The 15,972-nt window shown below is 61.4% G+C and carries 14 protein-coding genes and 1 pseudogene; 3 read left to right on the forward strand and 12 right to left on the reverse strand.

Annotated elements, in window-relative coordinates; translation table 11 throughout:
• Positions 1–438, forward strand: a pseudogene (locus BMW74_RS25230) (hypothetical protein); the annotation flags it as partial.
• The gene (locus tag BMW74_RS24850; protein ID WP_139208415.1) at positions 435–851 is read left to right on the forward strand and encodes a hypothetical protein; all 417 of its coding nucleotides are present in this window, start codon (positions 435–437) and stop codon (positions 849–851) included. The pseudogene BMW74_RS25230 and the gene BMW74_RS24850, both read left to right, overlap by 4 nt.
• Before the next feature lie 280 nt (positions 852–1,131).
• Here BMW74_RS24850 and BMW74_RS15295 read toward each other — a convergent pair whose 3' ends face one another.
• The 3 genes from BMW74_RS15295 to zwf are packed head-to-tail and all read right to left on the reverse strand — an operon-like array spanning position 1,132 to position 3,984.
• A complete protein-coding gene (locus tag BMW74_RS15295) occupies positions 1,132–1,797 on the reverse strand; it encodes a bifunctional 4-hydroxy-2-oxoglutarate aldolase/2-dehydro-3-deoxy-phosphogluconate aldolase (RefSeq protein ID WP_093422458.1) in 666 nt (221 codons plus the stop codon).
• Between the two features lie 17 nt (positions 1,798–1,814).
• Positions 1,815–2,528: a 6-phosphogluconolactonase gene (pgl, locus tag BMW74_RS15300; protein WP_093422462.1), complete on the reverse strand. Its 714-nt coding sequence runs from the start codon at positions 2,526–2,528 to the stop codon at positions 1,815–1,817.
• Positions 2,515–3,984: a glucose-6-phosphate dehydrogenase gene (zwf, locus tag BMW74_RS15305; protein WP_093422466.1), complete on the reverse strand. Its 1,470-nt coding sequence runs from the start codon at positions 3,982–3,984 to the stop codon at positions 2,515–2,517. Before zwf ends, pgl begins: the two co-directional genes overlap by 14 nt.
• A gap of 247 nt (positions 3,985–4,231) precedes the next feature.
• Between zwf and BMW74_RS15310 the strand changes: the two genes are divergently transcribed.
• Positions 4,232–5,092: a MurR/RpiR family transcriptional regulator gene (locus tag BMW74_RS15310; RefSeq protein WP_175479238.1), complete on the forward strand. Its 861-nt coding sequence runs from the start codon at positions 4,232–4,234 to the stop codon at positions 5,090–5,092.
• A 126-nt stretch (positions 5,093–5,218) separates the two neighbouring features.
• On the opposite strand, the gene BMW74_RS15315 is transcribed toward BMW74_RS15310, so the two are convergent.
• The 9 genes from BMW74_RS15315 to BMW74_RS15355 all read right to left on the reverse strand — a co-directional run bounded on the left by BMW74_RS15315 (position 5,219) and on the right by BMW74_RS15355 (position 15,860).
• Positions 5,219–6,073, reverse strand: a complete 855-nt coding sequence (locus BMW74_RS15315) for a D-hexose-6-phosphate mutarotase (protein WP_093422476.1) — start codon at positions 6,071–6,073, stop codon at positions 5,219–5,221.
• Positions 6,074–6,189: 116 nt separating this feature from the next.
• Entirely contained in the window at positions 6,190–7,536 is a 1,347-nt protein-coding gene (locus BMW74_RS15320; RefSeq protein ID WP_093422481.1) for a carbohydrate porin, read from the reverse strand.
• Positions 7,537–7,727: 191 nt separating this feature from the next.
• Positions 7,728–8,888 (reverse strand): ABC transporter ATP-binding protein, encoded by a 1,161-nt coding sequence (locus BMW74_RS15325; protein WP_093422486.1) that lies wholly within the window; start codon positions 8,886–8,888, stop codon positions 7,728–7,730.
• 3 nt (positions 8,889–8,891) lie between these two features.
• Positions 8,892–9,728, reverse strand: a complete 837-nt coding sequence (locus BMW74_RS15330; protein WP_093422490.1) for a carbohydrate ABC transporter permease — start codon at positions 9,726–9,728, stop codon at positions 8,892–8,894.
• Positions 9,721–10,629: a carbohydrate ABC transporter permease gene (locus tag BMW74_RS15335; protein WP_093422496.1), complete on the reverse strand. Its 909-nt coding sequence runs from the start codon at positions 10,627–10,629 to the stop codon at positions 9,721–9,723. Before BMW74_RS15335 ends, BMW74_RS15330 begins: the two co-directional genes overlap by 8 nt.
• A 151-nt stretch (positions 10,630–10,780) precedes the next feature.
• Positions 10,781–12,067, reverse strand: coding sequence for an ABC transporter substrate-binding protein (locus BMW74_RS15340; RefSeq protein ID WP_093422501.1), 1,287 nt, complete (start codon positions 12,065–12,067; stop codon positions 10,781–10,783).
• Between the two features lie 118 nt (positions 12,068–12,185).
• Entirely contained in the window at positions 12,186–13,445 is a 1,260-nt protein-coding gene (locus tag BMW74_RS15345; protein WP_093422505.1) for a D-mannose isomerase, read from the reverse strand.
• A 221-nt stretch (positions 13,446–13,666) separates the two neighbouring features.
• Positions 13,667–15,139: an ATP-binding protein gene (locus BMW74_RS15350; protein ID WP_093422509.1), complete on the reverse strand. Its 1,473-nt coding sequence runs from the start codon at positions 15,137–15,139 to the stop codon at positions 13,667–13,669.
• A complete protein-coding gene (locus BMW74_RS15355; RefSeq protein ID WP_093422513.1) occupies positions 15,129–15,860 on the reverse strand; it encodes a response regulator in 732 nt (243 codons plus the stop codon). The genes BMW74_RS15350 and BMW74_RS15355 overlap by 11 nt, the downstream gene beginning before the upstream one ends.
• Positions 15,861–15,972 lie beyond the last annotated feature (112 nt).

A 15,972-nucleotide genomic window follows, 5' to 3' on the forward strand; every position in this document is an offset into this window, starting at 1 on the left:
GCTGGAATATCTGAACCTTTGCTCGGGTGGCTTATTGGTGCTAAGGGACTCAAGGGTATGGAGGCGAAAAACTACATGGACCGTGCTAGTAGTGAAATAAAGAACATAACCATATCTAGAAAGCAGCAACACGATTTGTTTTTGCCCATATACGAATCTATGGTGAGTGAGGTATTGCGCATATCTAAAAGCACCGAGGCACTGGAGAAATATGGTGCGTTAAATTGGAGCAACACCAATAAAAAAATTCAAGACGTGACAGTTGATCTAATTTATCGAGGAGATTACACACGAGACACCAGAATATTTTTACAAACCCACATCATAAACAATGATATCCCTCGATTTTCAGAAACCATTCGTTCTCGTTCAAACTGGCCGACCGTACCACTGGATAGATTTAATAAGCGCTCACAACACCTGGAAAATAACAGATGAAAAAAACAATCACCACAACCCTCTTAACCCTACTGACATTTCAATTTGCAAAAGCCGACACGCCAAATTACTCAACTGTATATGAAGTAAAATCCGAGAGAGCGGGAGGGGAATTAGTTCGCCATATAAAGAGATTTGATGATGACTGCTTTGACATTGAGATTCTTAGTGCGAAACAAAAATGGAAAGTCACTTCAACGCTGAATTTGTGCAGCTTCGAAGGCAAGTCATTTTCAAACGGTTTCGCTGACGTTGAATTTAAAGATATTTCATTCAAAGCAGACGGCCTTCACTTCAATCTAAGTACAACCCCTCTAGAACCTATTGGCGAGCAAATACGAGAGTGCTTAATCCCCATATCAAATAACAAACTAGGCAAACTTCAATGCTCCGACGTAAGAACTCCGGAGTAAAAATATTGTGATCACTCCCACGCCCTGCGCGGGAATACAATAACGAAAGATTTCACTACAGAGAAGTAGCCTAGCGCTTAGTAAAAAAGATACCAACATGAATAAATACTCAAGACACCTCCTGTACCCAGCCCTGATAACACTATTCTCTGTTCCAGCTCAAAGCTGCGAAGAAAACTTGCGTCCACACTACCTCACTTTTAATCAGACAAAAAAATGGCGCACCGACCGAGTGCGCCAAAAGCCGTAGAACACACAACGAAGTGTTAGGTAAGCCGTATCAGTCCAGCAGGGCCAGTGCCTCGGCGGTGCATTCCTGGATGCGGGCCCAGTCACCGTTCTTGATCCACTCCGGATCCAGCATCCAGCTGCCGCCCACGCACATCACGTTTTTCAACGCCATGTAGCTCTTGATGTTGGCCGGGCTGACGCCGCCGGTGGGGCAGAATTTCACTTCACCGAACGGGCCGCCCAGGGCCTTGATCGCGGCCACGCCACCACTGACTTCGGCCGGGAACAGCTTGAAGCGACGATAGCCCAGGCCGTAGCCCTCCATGATCCCCGAGGCATTGCTGATGCCGGGCAACAGCGGAATCGGGCTGGCCACGCTGGCTTCCAGCAGGTCGCGGGTAATGCCGGGGGTGACGATGAACTGCGAGCCGGCGGCCTCGGCAGCGGCCAGCATGTTGCGATCCAGGATGGTGCCGGCACCGGTGACGAGTTCCGGACGCTGCGCGCGCAGGATCTCGATGGCCTTGAGGCCGAACGGTGAGCGCAAGGTCACTTCCAGCGCCGTCAAGCCACCCGCGGCGAGGGCATCGGCCAGGGGCAGGACATCTTGCTCGCGGGCAATGGTGATGACCGGCAGGATCCGCGCCTGGGCGCAGAGGCGGTCAATCAGGGCAACTTTATCCGCCATGGAAACGACTGGGGATGGGTTTGGCATAGCGGCTGATCCTTGGCTCATGGGCACCAGTAAATCTCTAACGTGGGTTGCAGAAATGCGCGAATCGGCATGGCGGCGACATCATCACCGGCCAGCGCGGCGTTCAGGGTGGTCAGCTTGGACTGACCGCAAATCGACAGGATCGTGACCTGTGCCGACGCCAGCAGGGCGCGGCTCATGGTCAGGCGCTGATGGGGCACGGTTGGCGCGAGCATCGGCCAGCAGCGGCGGGTGCCGTCGGCCTGCAGGGCCATCTCCAGGTTCGGGCTGCCGGGAAACAACGAAGCCGTGTGGCCGTCGTCGCCCATGCCCAGCACCAGCACATCGATGGCGGGCAGCTCTTCCAGCAATCGTTCAGCCCGCTGCGCCGCCTCTTCAAGGCTGGCGGCCGCGCTGTACAAACTCAGGAACTGCGCCTTGGCGGCTACGCCCTGGAGCAAGTGACGCTTGAGCAGGCCGGCATTGCTATCGGCATGCTCCACCGGCACCCAGCGTTCATCCGCCAGGCTGACCACCACCTTCGACCAGTCCAGCCCTTGCTTGGCCAGGCTCTGGAAAAACGCCACCGGGCTGCGGCCACCGGACACCACCAGGGTCGCCGCACCGCGCGCGCTGATCGCGTTGCGCAACTGCTCGGCAACCTCATTGGCCAGGCCTTCGGCGAGCAACGCAGGGCTACGAAAGCCGTGGGCGTTGACGCCCTGCGGCAGTTTCACTTCAGATATCGCCATACCACGACCTCCCATCCCGCGTGATCAGTGCAATGGAACTCATGGGCCCCCAGGACCCAGCCGCGTACGGCTTGGGCGCGTCGCCGGACTTCTTCCACCCGGCGATCAACTGGTCACACCACTTCCACGCGGCTTCGATTTCATCTTTACGGACAAACAGGTTCTGATTGCCGCGCATCACTTCCAACAACAGCCGCTCGTAGGCATCGGGAATCCGCGCACTGCGATAGGTATCGGAAAAATTCAGTTGCAACGGACCGCTGCGCAACTGCATGCCCTTGTCCAGGCCTTGTTCCTTGGTCATCACCCGCAGGGAAATACCTTCGTCCGGCTGCAGGCGGATGATCAGCTTGTTGCTGATCTGCAAACGCTGCTCGGGGGCGAAGATGTAGTGCGACGGTTCCTTGAAGTGGATGACGATCTGCGACAGCTTGTCCGGCATGCGCTTGCCGGTACGCAGGTAGAACGGCACGCCGGCCCAGCGCCAGTTGCGGATGTCGGCACGCAGCGCGACGAAGGTTTCGGTGTCGCTCTGGGTGTTGGAGTTTTCTTCCTCCAGGTAACCCGGCACCGGTTTCCCCGCGCTGTAGCCAGCGATGTACTGGCCGCGCACCACCTGGGTGGTCAGGCCTTCCGGGCTGATGGGCGCCAGGGCCTTGAGCACCTTGACCTTCTCATCGCGGATGCTGTCCGCCGAGAGGTCCGCCGGTGGGTCCATGGCGATCAGGCACAGCAACTGCAGCAGGTGATTCTGGATCATGTCCCGCAACTGGCCGGCCTTGTCGAAGTAGCCCCAACGGCCCTCGATCCCGACCTTCTCGGCCACGGTGATTTCGACGTGGGAGATGTAGTTCTGGTTCCACTGGGTTTCGAACAGGCTGTTGGCGAAACGCAGGGCGATCAGGTTCTGCACCGTCTCTTTGCCCAGGTAGTGATCGATGCGATAGGTGCGGTTTTCCGGGAAGAAACGCGCCACGGCGTCGTTGACCTTGCGCGACGACTCCAGGTCCGAGCCGATGGGCTTTTCCAGGACCACGCGGGTATTTTCACTCAAGCCAACCTGCGCCAGGTGTTCACAGATCGAACCGTAGACGGCCGCCGGGGTGGCGAAGTAGGCAATCATCCGTTGCGCGGTGCCGGCCTGTTCGGCCAGGGCGACGTAGTCATCCGCCTTGAGGAAGTCGACATGCAAGTAGCTCAGGCGGGCGAGGAAGCGCTCGAGCACGGCTTCGTCCAGTTCCTTGTCATCCACATAGTGGCGCAGGTCACGGGCGATGAAGGCCAGGTGTTCCTCTGCACTGCCCGGCTCACGGGCCAGCCCGATAATGCGGGTATCTTCGTGCAACAGACCGGCGCCATCGAGTTGATACAACGCGGGGAACAGCTTGCGCAGGGCCAGATCACCCAGGGCGCCGAACAAGGCAAAGGTGCACGGTTCAACCGTTATCGAAGGCATGATGTTGGTTCTTTTATCAAGTTAAGCTACAAATACCTTTTTTCAAGGCATCGCTCAAGGAAAAATGTAGTAATAACCACAACATTTTCTCAGAATGCAGATTCGAAGTGGTGGTCGGCCAAGGCCATCAGTAGGATAGGCCACCGTTATGGGCCATATCAAAGGCCCAATTTGCATAGCCGCCGGCTTATTTGCAGGGCAACACCCTGATGGGCCGCGCCGAACCAAGGAATTCCATATGGACCGCGTGCGAAATTTACTGGAACAGATCCAGAATCGCCTTGCCGACCTGAACAAGGCCGAGCGCAAGGTCGCTGAAGTGATCCTGCTCAACCCACAGCAAGCCACTCGCTTCAGCATCGCCGCCCTCGCCCAGGCCGCCTCGGTGAGTGAGCCGACGGTCAACCGCTTCTGCCGCTCATTCGGTGTCAGTGGCTACCCTGAACTCAAGCTGCAACTGGCCCAGAGCCTGGCCAGCGGCGCGGCCTATGTCAGCCGGGCCGTGGAGGCTGACGACAACCCCGAAGCCTACACCCGGAAGATTTTCGGCAGCGCCATCGCCTCCCTGGACAGCGCCTGCCAGGCCTTGGACCCGAACCTGATCAGCCGCGCCGTCGACCTGTTGATCCAGGCCCGGCAGATCCACTTCTTCGGCCTCGGCGCCTCGGCGCCCGTCGCCCTGGACGCGCAACACAAATTCTTCCGCTTCAACCTGGCCGTCACCGCCCACGCCGACGTGCTGATGCAACGCATGATTGCCTCGGTGGCCCACACCGGCGAATTGTTCGTGATCATTTCCTACACCGGACGCACCCGCGAGTTGGTGGAAGTGGCCCGCATCGCCCGCGCCAACGGTGCATCCGTACTGGGCTTGACCGCCGAAGGCTCGCCACTGGCCAAGGCCAGTACCCTGAGCCTGAACATTCCGCTGCCGGAAGACACCGACATCTACATGCCGATGACGTCGCGGATCATCCAGCTGACGGTGCTCGATGTACTCGCCACCGGCATGACCCTGCGCCGTGGCGTCGACTTCCAGCCGCACCTGCGCAAAATCAAGGAAAGCCTCAATGCCAGCCGGTACCCGGTGGGGGATGAGTTCAACTGATTAGCCGGCCTGACACATCGTCATCGCGAGCAGGCTCGCTCCCACAGGGGAACTCATTTTTCATGGGGCAACTGTGGGAGCGAGCCTGCTCGCGATAGCCCCAGCTGTAACCCCGCAACACCCAACCTAAGCCCCCCTCCGCGCCTGCAAACTCAAATGCGCCCGCTCCCCCGGCGCCAGGCTCAAGCTGTGGGTGCCGCCGCGCGTGGCTTCGACGCAGACGAACTCCGAGACTTCATTCCAGCTCACCCCCAGCAGCGGTCGCGAGCCGGGGTGCCAGACCACGGTGTCGGCGCTGTCGCCGGTGTCGATGCATAACTGACGCTGCCAGGCGTGATCCTTGAGCTGTAATTCGCCCTCGTGCTGGAACACCCGCTGACAGCCGCCCTCGACCCGCAGCTCGCCTTCCTGCTGGCAGACTTCGCGCTTGAGCTGGTCGTAACCTTGCACGCCATCCAGCCCAGACAGCGCTACCTCACCAACATCGCCAATCCGCCAGTAAGCGTGCAATGCATGGCTCAACTGGCACGGCTGGCTGTCCTGGTGCTCGGTGCACAGGCGCAAGTCCAACTGTTCGCCCAGGTGCGCATGCAGGTCCACTTGCCAGTCGCACAGTTGCAACTGCCAGTGCAGGTGCACACCGTCGTCATCGCTGCGGCTGTCAATCAGCTTCCAATCGAGCAACCGTGCCCAGCCATGGGATGGCCAGGCGTTTTCACTCGGGTGGCGGCCATACCACGGCCAGCACACCGGCACGCCACCGCGAATGGCCCCGACCTGCGGCCACTTCGCCGCGCACCACAGCCAGGGCTTCTGGCCCGCCGGTTGGAAGTGCAACAACTGCGCCCCCTGGCGACTGAACACCGCCTGGCACAGCGGATGATCGATCACCAGCACCTCGCGCTGCTGGTACCGTTCCCAGGCGAACACCGGTCGCTCGCGCAGGGATTTGAAGAAGCGTTGTAGCGGATGCTCATGCATGTACCGCAGTCCTGAAATCGTGTGCCCGCCAGAGGGTGCGCGTCGCGAAAAAAAAGCGGACAGCCTTGGCTGTCCGCACTCTGCGCACGTGTGGGAGGAGCTTATCGCAGCTGAAGTCAGAACACCGACTGAATTTTCAAGCCGGCAACGACCGCATTGTCGACTTGATCGACACCGCCTGGGTGCGTGATGTACTGCAGGTTCGGGCGCACGGTCAGCCAGTTGGTGACGTGGAAACCGTAGTTGATCTCGTAGTTGTACTCGGTGCTGCGCAGCGGCGAATACAGCGGATCGTCGTAGTTGCCCACGCCATTGGCGAGGTTGAGCAACTCGGCGTTTTTCTTCACGTCATCGTTGACATGGATACGGGCGAAACCGATACCGACATCATCCTTAGGACGCGCATCGAACGGCCCTTTGTAGACAAACATCAGCGACTGGTAGTTGTCGACGACGTTGGTGTCCTTGTCATGGAATGTGGCGTTGGCCGCAATGTTCAGGCCACGGGACGCATCGCCGTTATGACTGGTGAGCTGTTGCTGCACCACAAACCAGTAACCGTGCTTGCTGTCGTGGCTGCGATAGGCGTCGCCCGTCGTCGCGGCGTCCTGGCCATTGATGTCCTCGCGAACATCAGCCGCCGGCGCGGTGCTCTTGTAGTAACCGACACGGTACTCGCCCGGCAGGCTGTTGACCTTGGGCGACCAGACCAGCTCGACCGGCAACACGGTGCCCTGGGTGCCGCTGCCGCTGAGCTTGAAGCCGTTACCGTGTTCCAACTGCGAGGGGTTCTGGTTATAGGCGCCGATCTGCGCAAAGAACTCAGGCGTGATGTTGTACTTGATGCGGATCGCCGCCTGGCTGACCGGCCAGTTGTACCAGATGTTGGTGGCCCAGTTGCCCACCTGGGAGCCGCAGAACGCCAGGTTCTGGAAGTCGCAAGGGAAGGTGTTGAAGTCCTCGCCTTCACCGAAGTAACCGGCCTTGACGTCCAGTGTGTTGTCGAGGAACTGGTGCTGGATCCACAGCTGGGTCAGGCGGACCATGTGGCCACGGCCGTAGACTTCCTGGGACGAACTCAAGGTGCCCGCACGCGGGTCGCCGACACGGTCATTGGAGATGTTCTGACCATTACGGTTGGTGAGTTGGATCTTGGCCTGGGTGTTGTCCCAGCCCATCAGTTTTTGCAGGTCCAACGCCACACCCAGGCCAAACTGGTCGGCGTAGCGCGCGGTCTTGTCGTCGTTGTAGCCGCCGTGCAGATTAGCGCCCACTTCACCGACGTAATCCATCTTGATGTCGATGCCTTGCTCGATCAGCCTGGTACGCTCGCCGCCCCAGTCGCCGGTCATCCACTGCGAGTCGGTGCTGAACGCCTCGGCCGCGTGCACGCTGGCCGCCAGGCTCATCGCCGCCACCGCTGACAGCTGGCAGATGAGCTGAACGTTGTTCTTGATCTTCATCCCTACATCCTCGTTTTATTGTTATTAACTGAATCGATCTAACGCGATTTACATCAGGTGCGACGAGCGACAGGTCGCGTGCCGCATATCCCTTGTGGGAGCGGGCTTGCTCGCGAAGGCGGTACATCAGCTGACATCCGTTTTGAATGGCAGACCGCATTCGCGAGCAAGCCCGCTCCCACAGTTGATCTTCAGCGGCCTTTGAACTGCGCCACGTTTGCCCCACGGCTGTCGGCTTGAGGTTGCTCCGCCGCCGCCAACCGCTCACCCGTCGTCGCATCGAACAACAGCACCTTGGTCGGATCAAATTGCAGCATCAGGGTTTCGCCCACCTGCGGCGCCACGTCCGGGGCCAGGCGGCAACAGACCTTGGTGTTGTTCAGGTTGACGAACACCAGGGTGTCGGGGCCGGTGGGTTCAGTGACCTGGACTTCGGCGCGAACGGTCGGCAAGCCATTGGCCTCGCTGCCCGCCAGCACGATCTGCTCCGGGCGCATGCCGAGGATCACTTCGCGGTCCTCAAGGCCGGCGTCCTGCATCCCCAGCGGCAGCTCGCAACGCGCCTGGCCACTGTCGAGCAAGGCCAACAGACGGCCGTCCTTGCGCTGCAAACGCAGGGGGATGAAGTTCATCGGCGGCGAGCCGATGAAGCTCGCCACGAACAGGTTGGCCGGGTCGTTGTAGATCTGCTTGGGTGTGCCGAACTGCTGGATGATCCCGTCCTTCATCACCGCCACTTTGTCCCCCAGGGTCATGGCCTCGATCTGGTCATGGGTCACGTAGACCGTGGTGGTTTTCAGGCGCTGGTGCATCAGTTTCATTTCGGTGCGCATCTCGACCCGCAGCTTGGCGTCGAGGTTGGACAGCGGCTCGTCGAACAGATAAATCTTCGGCCGCCGCGCCAGCGCACGGCCCATTGCCACCCGTTGTTGTTGACCACCCGAAAGCTGGCCCGGCTTGCGCCCCAGCAGGTGCTCGATCTGCAACAGCTTGGCGACCCGCGCCACTTCCGCGTCGATGTCGGCAGCGGGCATCTTGCGGATCTTCAGGCCGAAGGCGATGTTGTCGCGCACGTTCATGGTCGGGTACAGCGCATAGGACTGGAACACCATGGCGATGTCGCGATCCTTGGGGCTCATGCCGCTGATGTCGGCGTCGTCCACCAGGATCGCCCCGCCGCTGATGTTCTCAAGGCCGGCGATGCAGTTCATCAAGGTCGACTTGCCGCACCCGGACGGGCCGACCAGGATCAGGAACTCACCGTCGTCGATCTTCAGCTCGATGTTCTTCAGGGTGTCCGGCAGGCCGGCACCGTAGGTCTTGTTGACGTTGCGTAACTCAAGCGTTGCCATGTTCTACCCCTTGACCGCGCCGGACGTCAGCCCGCGCAGGAAATACTTGCCGGCGAAGATGTACACCAGCAGTGTCGGCAACCCGGCGATCATCGCCGCCGCCATATCAACGTTGTATTCCTTGGCCCCGGTGCTGGTATTGACCAGGTTGTTCAGGGCCACGGTGATCGGTTGCGCGTCGCCACTGGCGAACACCACGCCAAACAGGAAATCGTTCCAGATCTGGGTGAACTGCCAGATCAGGCACACCATCACGATGGGGATCGACATCGGCAGCAGGATCTTCGCGAAGATGGTGAAGAAGCCCGCGCCGTCCAATCGCGCAGCCTTGACCAGCGCATCCGGGATGCTCACGTAGTAGTTGCGGAAGAACAGCGTGGTGAACGCCAGCCCATAGACGATGTGCACCAGCACCAGGCCGGTGGTGGTGTTGGCCAGGCCGAGCTTGCCGATGGTGAACGAGGCTGGCAGCAGCACGGTCTGGAACGGCAGGAAGCAGCCGAACAGCAGCAGGCCGAAGAACAACTGCGAGCCGCGAAAGCGCCACATCGACAGCACGTAGCCGTTCAGGGCACCGATAAAGGTGGAGATCAAGACCGCCGGCACGGTGATCTTCACCGAGTTCCAGAAGTAGCCACCCACCGCGTCCCAGGCCTTGATCCAGCCAATACCGTCGATCACGTGCGGCCAGCTCAACAGGTTGCCGGTGCGAATGTCCTCCGGGGTCTTGAAGCTGGTCAGCAGCATCACCACCAGCGGGATCAAGTACACGGCAGCGGCCAGCAGCAAGGTCGCGTAGATGGCGATGCGGCTGAGGTTCAAACGTGGCTGATCAGTCATGGCGCTTGCCCCGCAACTCGGAGTACAGGTACGGCACCAGGATTGTCAGCACCGCGCCCAGCATCAGCATGGCGCTGGCCGAACCGATGCCCATCTGGCCCCGACTGAAGGTGAACGAATACATGAACATCGCCGGCAGGTCGGAGGAGTAGCCGGGACCACCGGCCGTCATCGCGGCCACCAGGTCGAAGCTCTTGATCGCAATGTGGGACAGGATCATGAAGGCACTGAAGAACACCGGGCGCAGGCTCGGCAGCACGATCTTCAGGTAGATGGTCGGCAGGCTCGCGCCATCGACCTGGGCGGCGCGGATGATCGACTGATCAACCCCGCGCAGCCCGGCCAGGAACATCGCCATGACAAACCCCGAGGCCTGCCACACGGCGGCGATCACCAGGCAGTACACCACGCGGTCCTGATCCACCAGCCAGTCCAGGCGAAAGCCTTCCCAGCCCCAGTCGCGCAGCATTTTGTCCAGGCCCAGGCCCGGGTTGAGCAACCACTTCCAGGCCGTACCGGTGACGATCATCGACAGCGCCATCGGGTACAGGTAGATCGTGCGGATGAAGCCTTCCTTGCGGATGCGCTGGTCCAGCAACACCGCCAAGAACACCCCCAGCACCAGGCTGATGCCAATGAACAGGCCACCGAACAACGCGAGGTTCTTGCTCGCCACCCACCAGCGGTCGTTGTCCATCAAGCGCAGGTATTGCTGCAGGCCGACCCATTTGTAGCTCGGCATGAAACTGGAGTTGGTGAACGACAGGACGAAGGTCCAGAGGATGTAACCGTAGAAGCCCACCAGCACGATCAGCATGCTCGGCGCCAACACCAGTTTGGGCAGCCAGCGTTGCAACGCGTCGAACGGTGAGGCTTTGCTAAAAACCGCCACAGAGCTCATCGAAGTCATCCAGGCAAAAAAAGATCGGAGAGTGCCTTGTGTGGGAGCGGGCTTGCTCGCGAAGGCGATGGATCAGCAGACATCCATGTTGAATGTCAGCCCGCATTCGCGAGCAAGCCCGCTCCCACAAGGGGTCGAATTGTGTCGAGGATTACTGGGCCGCCTTGACGGCTGAAGCCAGTTGCTTGGCGGTCTTGGCCGGGTCGGCGTCTTTGTCGTTCATGAAGTTGGTCACGACATCGAAGATCGCGCCTTGCACCGCCAGGGACGTGGCCATGTTGTGCGCCATGCTCGGTTGCAGGCCGCCGGTCTTGTCGTCCGCCAGGAAGTCCTTGGCCGACGCCTGGGCGCAGGCGTCGAAGCCCAGCGCGCTCATGTCGTCGAGCATGTCGGTACGCACCGGGATCGAGCCTTTGTTGATGCTGAAGACCTTCTGGAAGTCCTTGCCCAGCGCGACCTTGGCCAAGTCCTGTTGGGCCGCCTGGGTACCGGCGTCCTTGACCTTGAACACCGCCAGGGAGTCGATGTTGTAGGTGAAGGCTTTTTCGGTGCCCGGGAATGGCACGCACTGGTAGTCCTTGCCGGCGACCTTGTGCGCGGCGGTCCACTCGCTCTTGGCCCAGTCGCCCATCATCTGCATGCCGGCCTTGCCATTGATCACGTCGGCGGCGGCGATGTTCCAGTCACGCCCGGCGCGGTTTGGGTCCATGTAGCCGGTGAGTTTCTTCAGTTCGGTGAAGGACTTGACCATCTGCGGCCCGGAGAGCGTGTTCTGGTCCAGATCGACCAGGGCTTTCTTGTAGCCCTCGGCGCCCATGACCGACAGCACCACGTCTTCGAACACGGTGCTGTCCTGCCACGGCTGGCCGCCATGGGCCAGGGCGATGAAGCCCGCAGCCTTGAGCTTGTCGCCGGCAGCGTAGAACTCGTCGAGGGTGGTCGGGGCTTTGTCGATACCGGCTTTCTTGAACACCTCGGGGTTGATCCACAGCCAGTTGACGCGGTGGATGTTCACCGGCACGGCGACGTAATCACCTTCGTACTTCACGGTGTCGGAGACTTTCCGGACCAGCAGGCTGTCCCACTTTTCGTCCTTGGCCACGCCTTTGAGCAGGTTGCTGTCCAACAGGCCGATGCTGGCCCATTCCTGGATGTCCGGGCCCTTGATCTGGGCCACGCCTGGCGGGTTGCCGGCCACGGCGCGGCTCTTGAGCACGGTCATCGCGGTTGCGCCACCGCCACCGGCGACGGCGCCGTCCTTCCAGGTGAAGCCGTCTTTTTCGACTTGGGCCTTGAGCACATCGACCGCGGCTTTTTCGCCACCGGAGGTCCACCAGTGCACGACTTCCACGGTGCCTTTGGCATCGGCAGCAAAAGCGCTCAAGGGAAACAGGGAGGCAACGGAAATGGCAGCCGCGAGGCGAGCAATCGAATTCATCTGGGAAGTACCTTTCTTGTTGTTATGCATGCAAGTCTGGTGCTTGCGCTGCAAACGAGTTTAGACAGCGTAGTCCGTGCGGCAGGTAACGAAGCGACGCCGGAATGTCACCGCTTGGTTACATCGCCCTTGAGATAACGCCCTGGGCCAAGGCTGTCGCCATGCTCGGGGCCAGCGGCAAGCGCGGAATCAGCACCGCCTGCCAGGCGTGATAGAGGTCGGGCTTGCCACCCCAGATCCGCGCGCTGGGACGGTTGTGTTCATCGAGTTCGTGGTGCCAGCTGCCGTGGGCCCGGTCGATCAGGTAGCGCTCGTTGTACGTCCACAGGCGCTGATACCACACCTGGTACGACGCCAGCCCGGTGCGTTGAAACAAGGCACTGGCCGCCGCGCTCGCCTCGCAATGCACCCAATGCAAGCGCTGGCGCACCACGGGGCGGTGGTCCCAATCGAGGGTGTAGACCAGGCCCGGCGCCCCATCGACGGCCCAGGCATGCAGGCTGTTGTTGGCAAACAACGACTGCGCGTCCGTCAGCAGCCACTCGGGAACCGGCAAGCCGGCCTGCGTCCGCGCCGCCTCCAGGTGCAACAGCAGTCGTGCCCACTCAAACCCGTGGCCCGGCGTGGTGCCGTAGGGCCGGAAGCCGTCGGCCGGATGGGCGTGGTTGTAGTCCTTGAGCGGTTGCCAGCGCCGGTCGAAATGCTCGACCACCAGGTAGTCGTTGGCGGCCGCGTGAGCGTGGATGACCCGCTCGACAATCCGCAGGGCGCGGTCCAGCCAGCGGTGGTCCTGGGTCGCATCGGCCAGGGCGAGGAAGGCCTCGGTGGCGTGCATGTTGCTGTTGGCACCGCGATAGGCCTCTTCAACACCCCAATCCCGACTGAAGGACTCGCGCATCGCTCCCTCCCCTTCGCTCCAGAAATGCCCCTCGATGATCCGGATCGCTTCGTCCAGCAACCCCTGGGCACCGGGTCTGAGGGCAACCACGGCGGAGCTGGCTGCCAGGGCGACAAAGGCATGCAGGTAGGCGGCCTTGTCGGTGTCGCCCGCGCGGTGCTCAGCAGCGGCGAACCAGCCACCGGACTCGGCGTCACGCAGCGGCCCGAGCAAGGCGCTGACCCCATGATCGACAAGCTCGGCGTAACCCGCCAGCCCCTGGAGATGGGCCAAGGCGAAACTGTGGGTCATGCGCGCGGTGTTCATGGTCTGGGCGCAGGCCCCGGCCGGCAGTTGCCCCCGTGCATCCAGATTGCCGAAGCCTTCGGCGAGCGCCGAGGCCTTGGCGAAGTCCAGCAGGCGCAGGCCTTCGTCGGCCAGCCAGCGGTGATGGGCAGGCGTGTCCAGCCAATGGCGGGAGGTCGATGGGGGAGTGTCCATGGTGTACCTGTTTTTGTTGTGATGACGGTGTAGGAGTCTAAACACGCGGGAGGTGGGTGCAGGTCACGAAGGGGGTGGGGTGTGTCACCGGGCAGTGACATTGGTGTTGAGGCGAGCGGCGCTTTCGCGAGCAGGCTCGCTCCCACAGGTGACTGAGCTGCGCCCCATATGTTGGACATTTAAGGGGGTAAGGCTAGGCGGCGAAGAACGATAACGCGGGCTCACTGGTCCGCACTGCGCGGCAACTGCAACGTCACCCGCAACCCGCCCTCGCGCAGGTTCTGCAGGCTGACTTCGCCGCCATGGCTGTGGGCGATGTTGCGGGCGATCCCCAGGCCCAAGCCATAGCCCTGCTGCTGGCCGGCCAGGCGAAAGTGCGGCTCGAACACTTGCTCCAGGCGTTGCTGTGGCACGCCTGGGCCTTCGTCATCGACGTGCACGACGAGGGCGTGCTCATCGTCTTCGATATGCAGGTGCGCGTTCTGCCCGTACTTGAGGGCGTTGTCGATCAGGTTGCCGATGCAGCGCTTGAGCGCCAGGGGCTTGCCCGGATAGGCCGCCAGCGCCCGGCCTTGCTGGGTCACACGCCCATTGCCGTTGGGCGCCAGGTAAGGCTCGACCAGGCAATCGAGCACATGATTGAGGTCCACCGGCTCGATGTTCTCGTGGATGTCGGTGTCCTTGACGCACTGCAACGCGCCCTTGACCAACAACTCCAGCTCATCCAGGTCACGGCCGAACTTCATCTGCAGTTGCTCGTCCTCCAGCAACTCGACGCGCAATCGCAGGCGGGTGATGGGCGTGCGCAAGTCATGGGAGATCGCGCTGAACAACTGGCTGCGCTCGGTCAGGTAGCGGCTGATGCGCTCGCGCATGCTGTTGAAGGCGCGGGCCACCTCAACCACTTCGCTACCACCAACCTCCGCCACCGGCTGTACGTCCGCACCCAGCGACAGGTCCCGGGCCGCCCGCGCCAGACGCTTGAGCGGCCGGCTTTGCCAGTGCACCAGCAGGCCAATGAACAGCAACAGGAAACTGCTGGTGAGCAGGATGAACCACACTTGCTGCGACGGCAGGCCCTGTTCTTCAAGGCTGGTGTAGGGCTCGGGCAACAACGACGCGATGTACAGCCATTCGCCCTCGCTCAGTTTGATCTGGGTCACCAGCACCGGCGGGTTGATCGGTTCCAGGGTCAGGGCGTAGTGCGCCCAGGAGCGCGGCAGTTCGTCCAGCTTCAAGCCACTGTTGAAGATGCGCAGGTCATCGGGGCTGACGAAGTTCACCGAGATATCGGTCGTCGCCCCCAGCGACTGGCGCAGCACGTCATCCACCGCCGCCAGCACCGCCTGCTTGCGCGGGGTGGGGGGCAGCAATTGCATGTCCAGGGGTTTGTCGTTGAGGGTCACCACAAACCGGGTGCCGCCCATGCTGCGCAGTTGGTCGAGGACCATCGGCCGATAGGCCACGGGCAGCGAGCGAAAGTAGCTGACGCTGGCCGTCATCGAATGGGCCAGGCTGCGGGCGGCGGTGACCAGCCCTGCGAGTTGGGTGGCGCGCAGTTGCGAGACCCAGATCACGCTGGACAACGCCTGGGCGAACAACACCGCCAGCAAGGTCAGCAGCAACATGCGCCCCAAGAGCGAACGCGGCACCGGCACCTTGCGGATCAACCGCCTGATCACCTCAGCGGCCATTGCCGGCGACCACGTTGGCCGCCAGTTGGTAGCCGCTGCCGCGCACGGTGCGGATCAACCGCGCCGGCTTCTCGGTGTCACGCAGGCGCTGACGCAGGCGGCTGACGGCCATGTCGACGATCCGGTCCAGCGGCATCAGGTCACGGCCACGGGTGGCGTTGCCGATGGTGTCGCGGTCGAGGATTTGCTGGGGGTGATCGAGGAATAGCTTGAGCAGGGCGAAGTCGGCGCCGGAGAGAATCACTTCCTCGCCGTCGGTGTGGAACAGCCGGTGGCTGACCATGTCCAGGTGCCACTCATCGAAGGCCAGCACCTCGCCACCGCTGCGCTCCTGACCGAACTGGGCCCGGCGCAACAAGGCCTTGATCCGCGCCTGCAACTCGCGCGGGCTGAAGGGCTTGCCCAGGTAATCGTCGGCGCCCAGTTCCAGGCCAATCACCCGGTCGGCCTCATCGGAACTGGCGGTGAGCATGATGATCGGCACGCAGGCCTGGCGCGGGTGTTGGCGGATCCAGCGGCACAAGCTGAAACCGTCCTCGTCCGGCAGCATCACGTCCAGGATCACCAGGTCGCTCGACGCCTCGTTCAACGCCTGGCGAAACCCCGCGCCATCGGGCGTGGTGCGTACCTGGAACCCGGCTCGGCTCAGGTAGGTGTCCAGCAACTCGCGTATCTCTTGATCGTCATCGACCAATAAAATCGACTTGTTGACTGCGCTCACTGGGTGGCGTCCTTGTTGTGATGAGTGGGGCGGATCATGCCTTAAACAGCGCATCGACAAACACTGCACAGACCCTGTGGGAGCGAGCCTGCTCGCGAAGCGTCCTGTCAGC

The sequence above is a fragment of the Pseudomonas sp. ok272 genome (assembly GCF_900109995.1).
In the GTDB taxonomy this organism is placed as follows: Bacteria; Pseudomonadota; Gammaproteobacteria; order Pseudomonadales; family Pseudomonadaceae; genus Aquipseudomonas.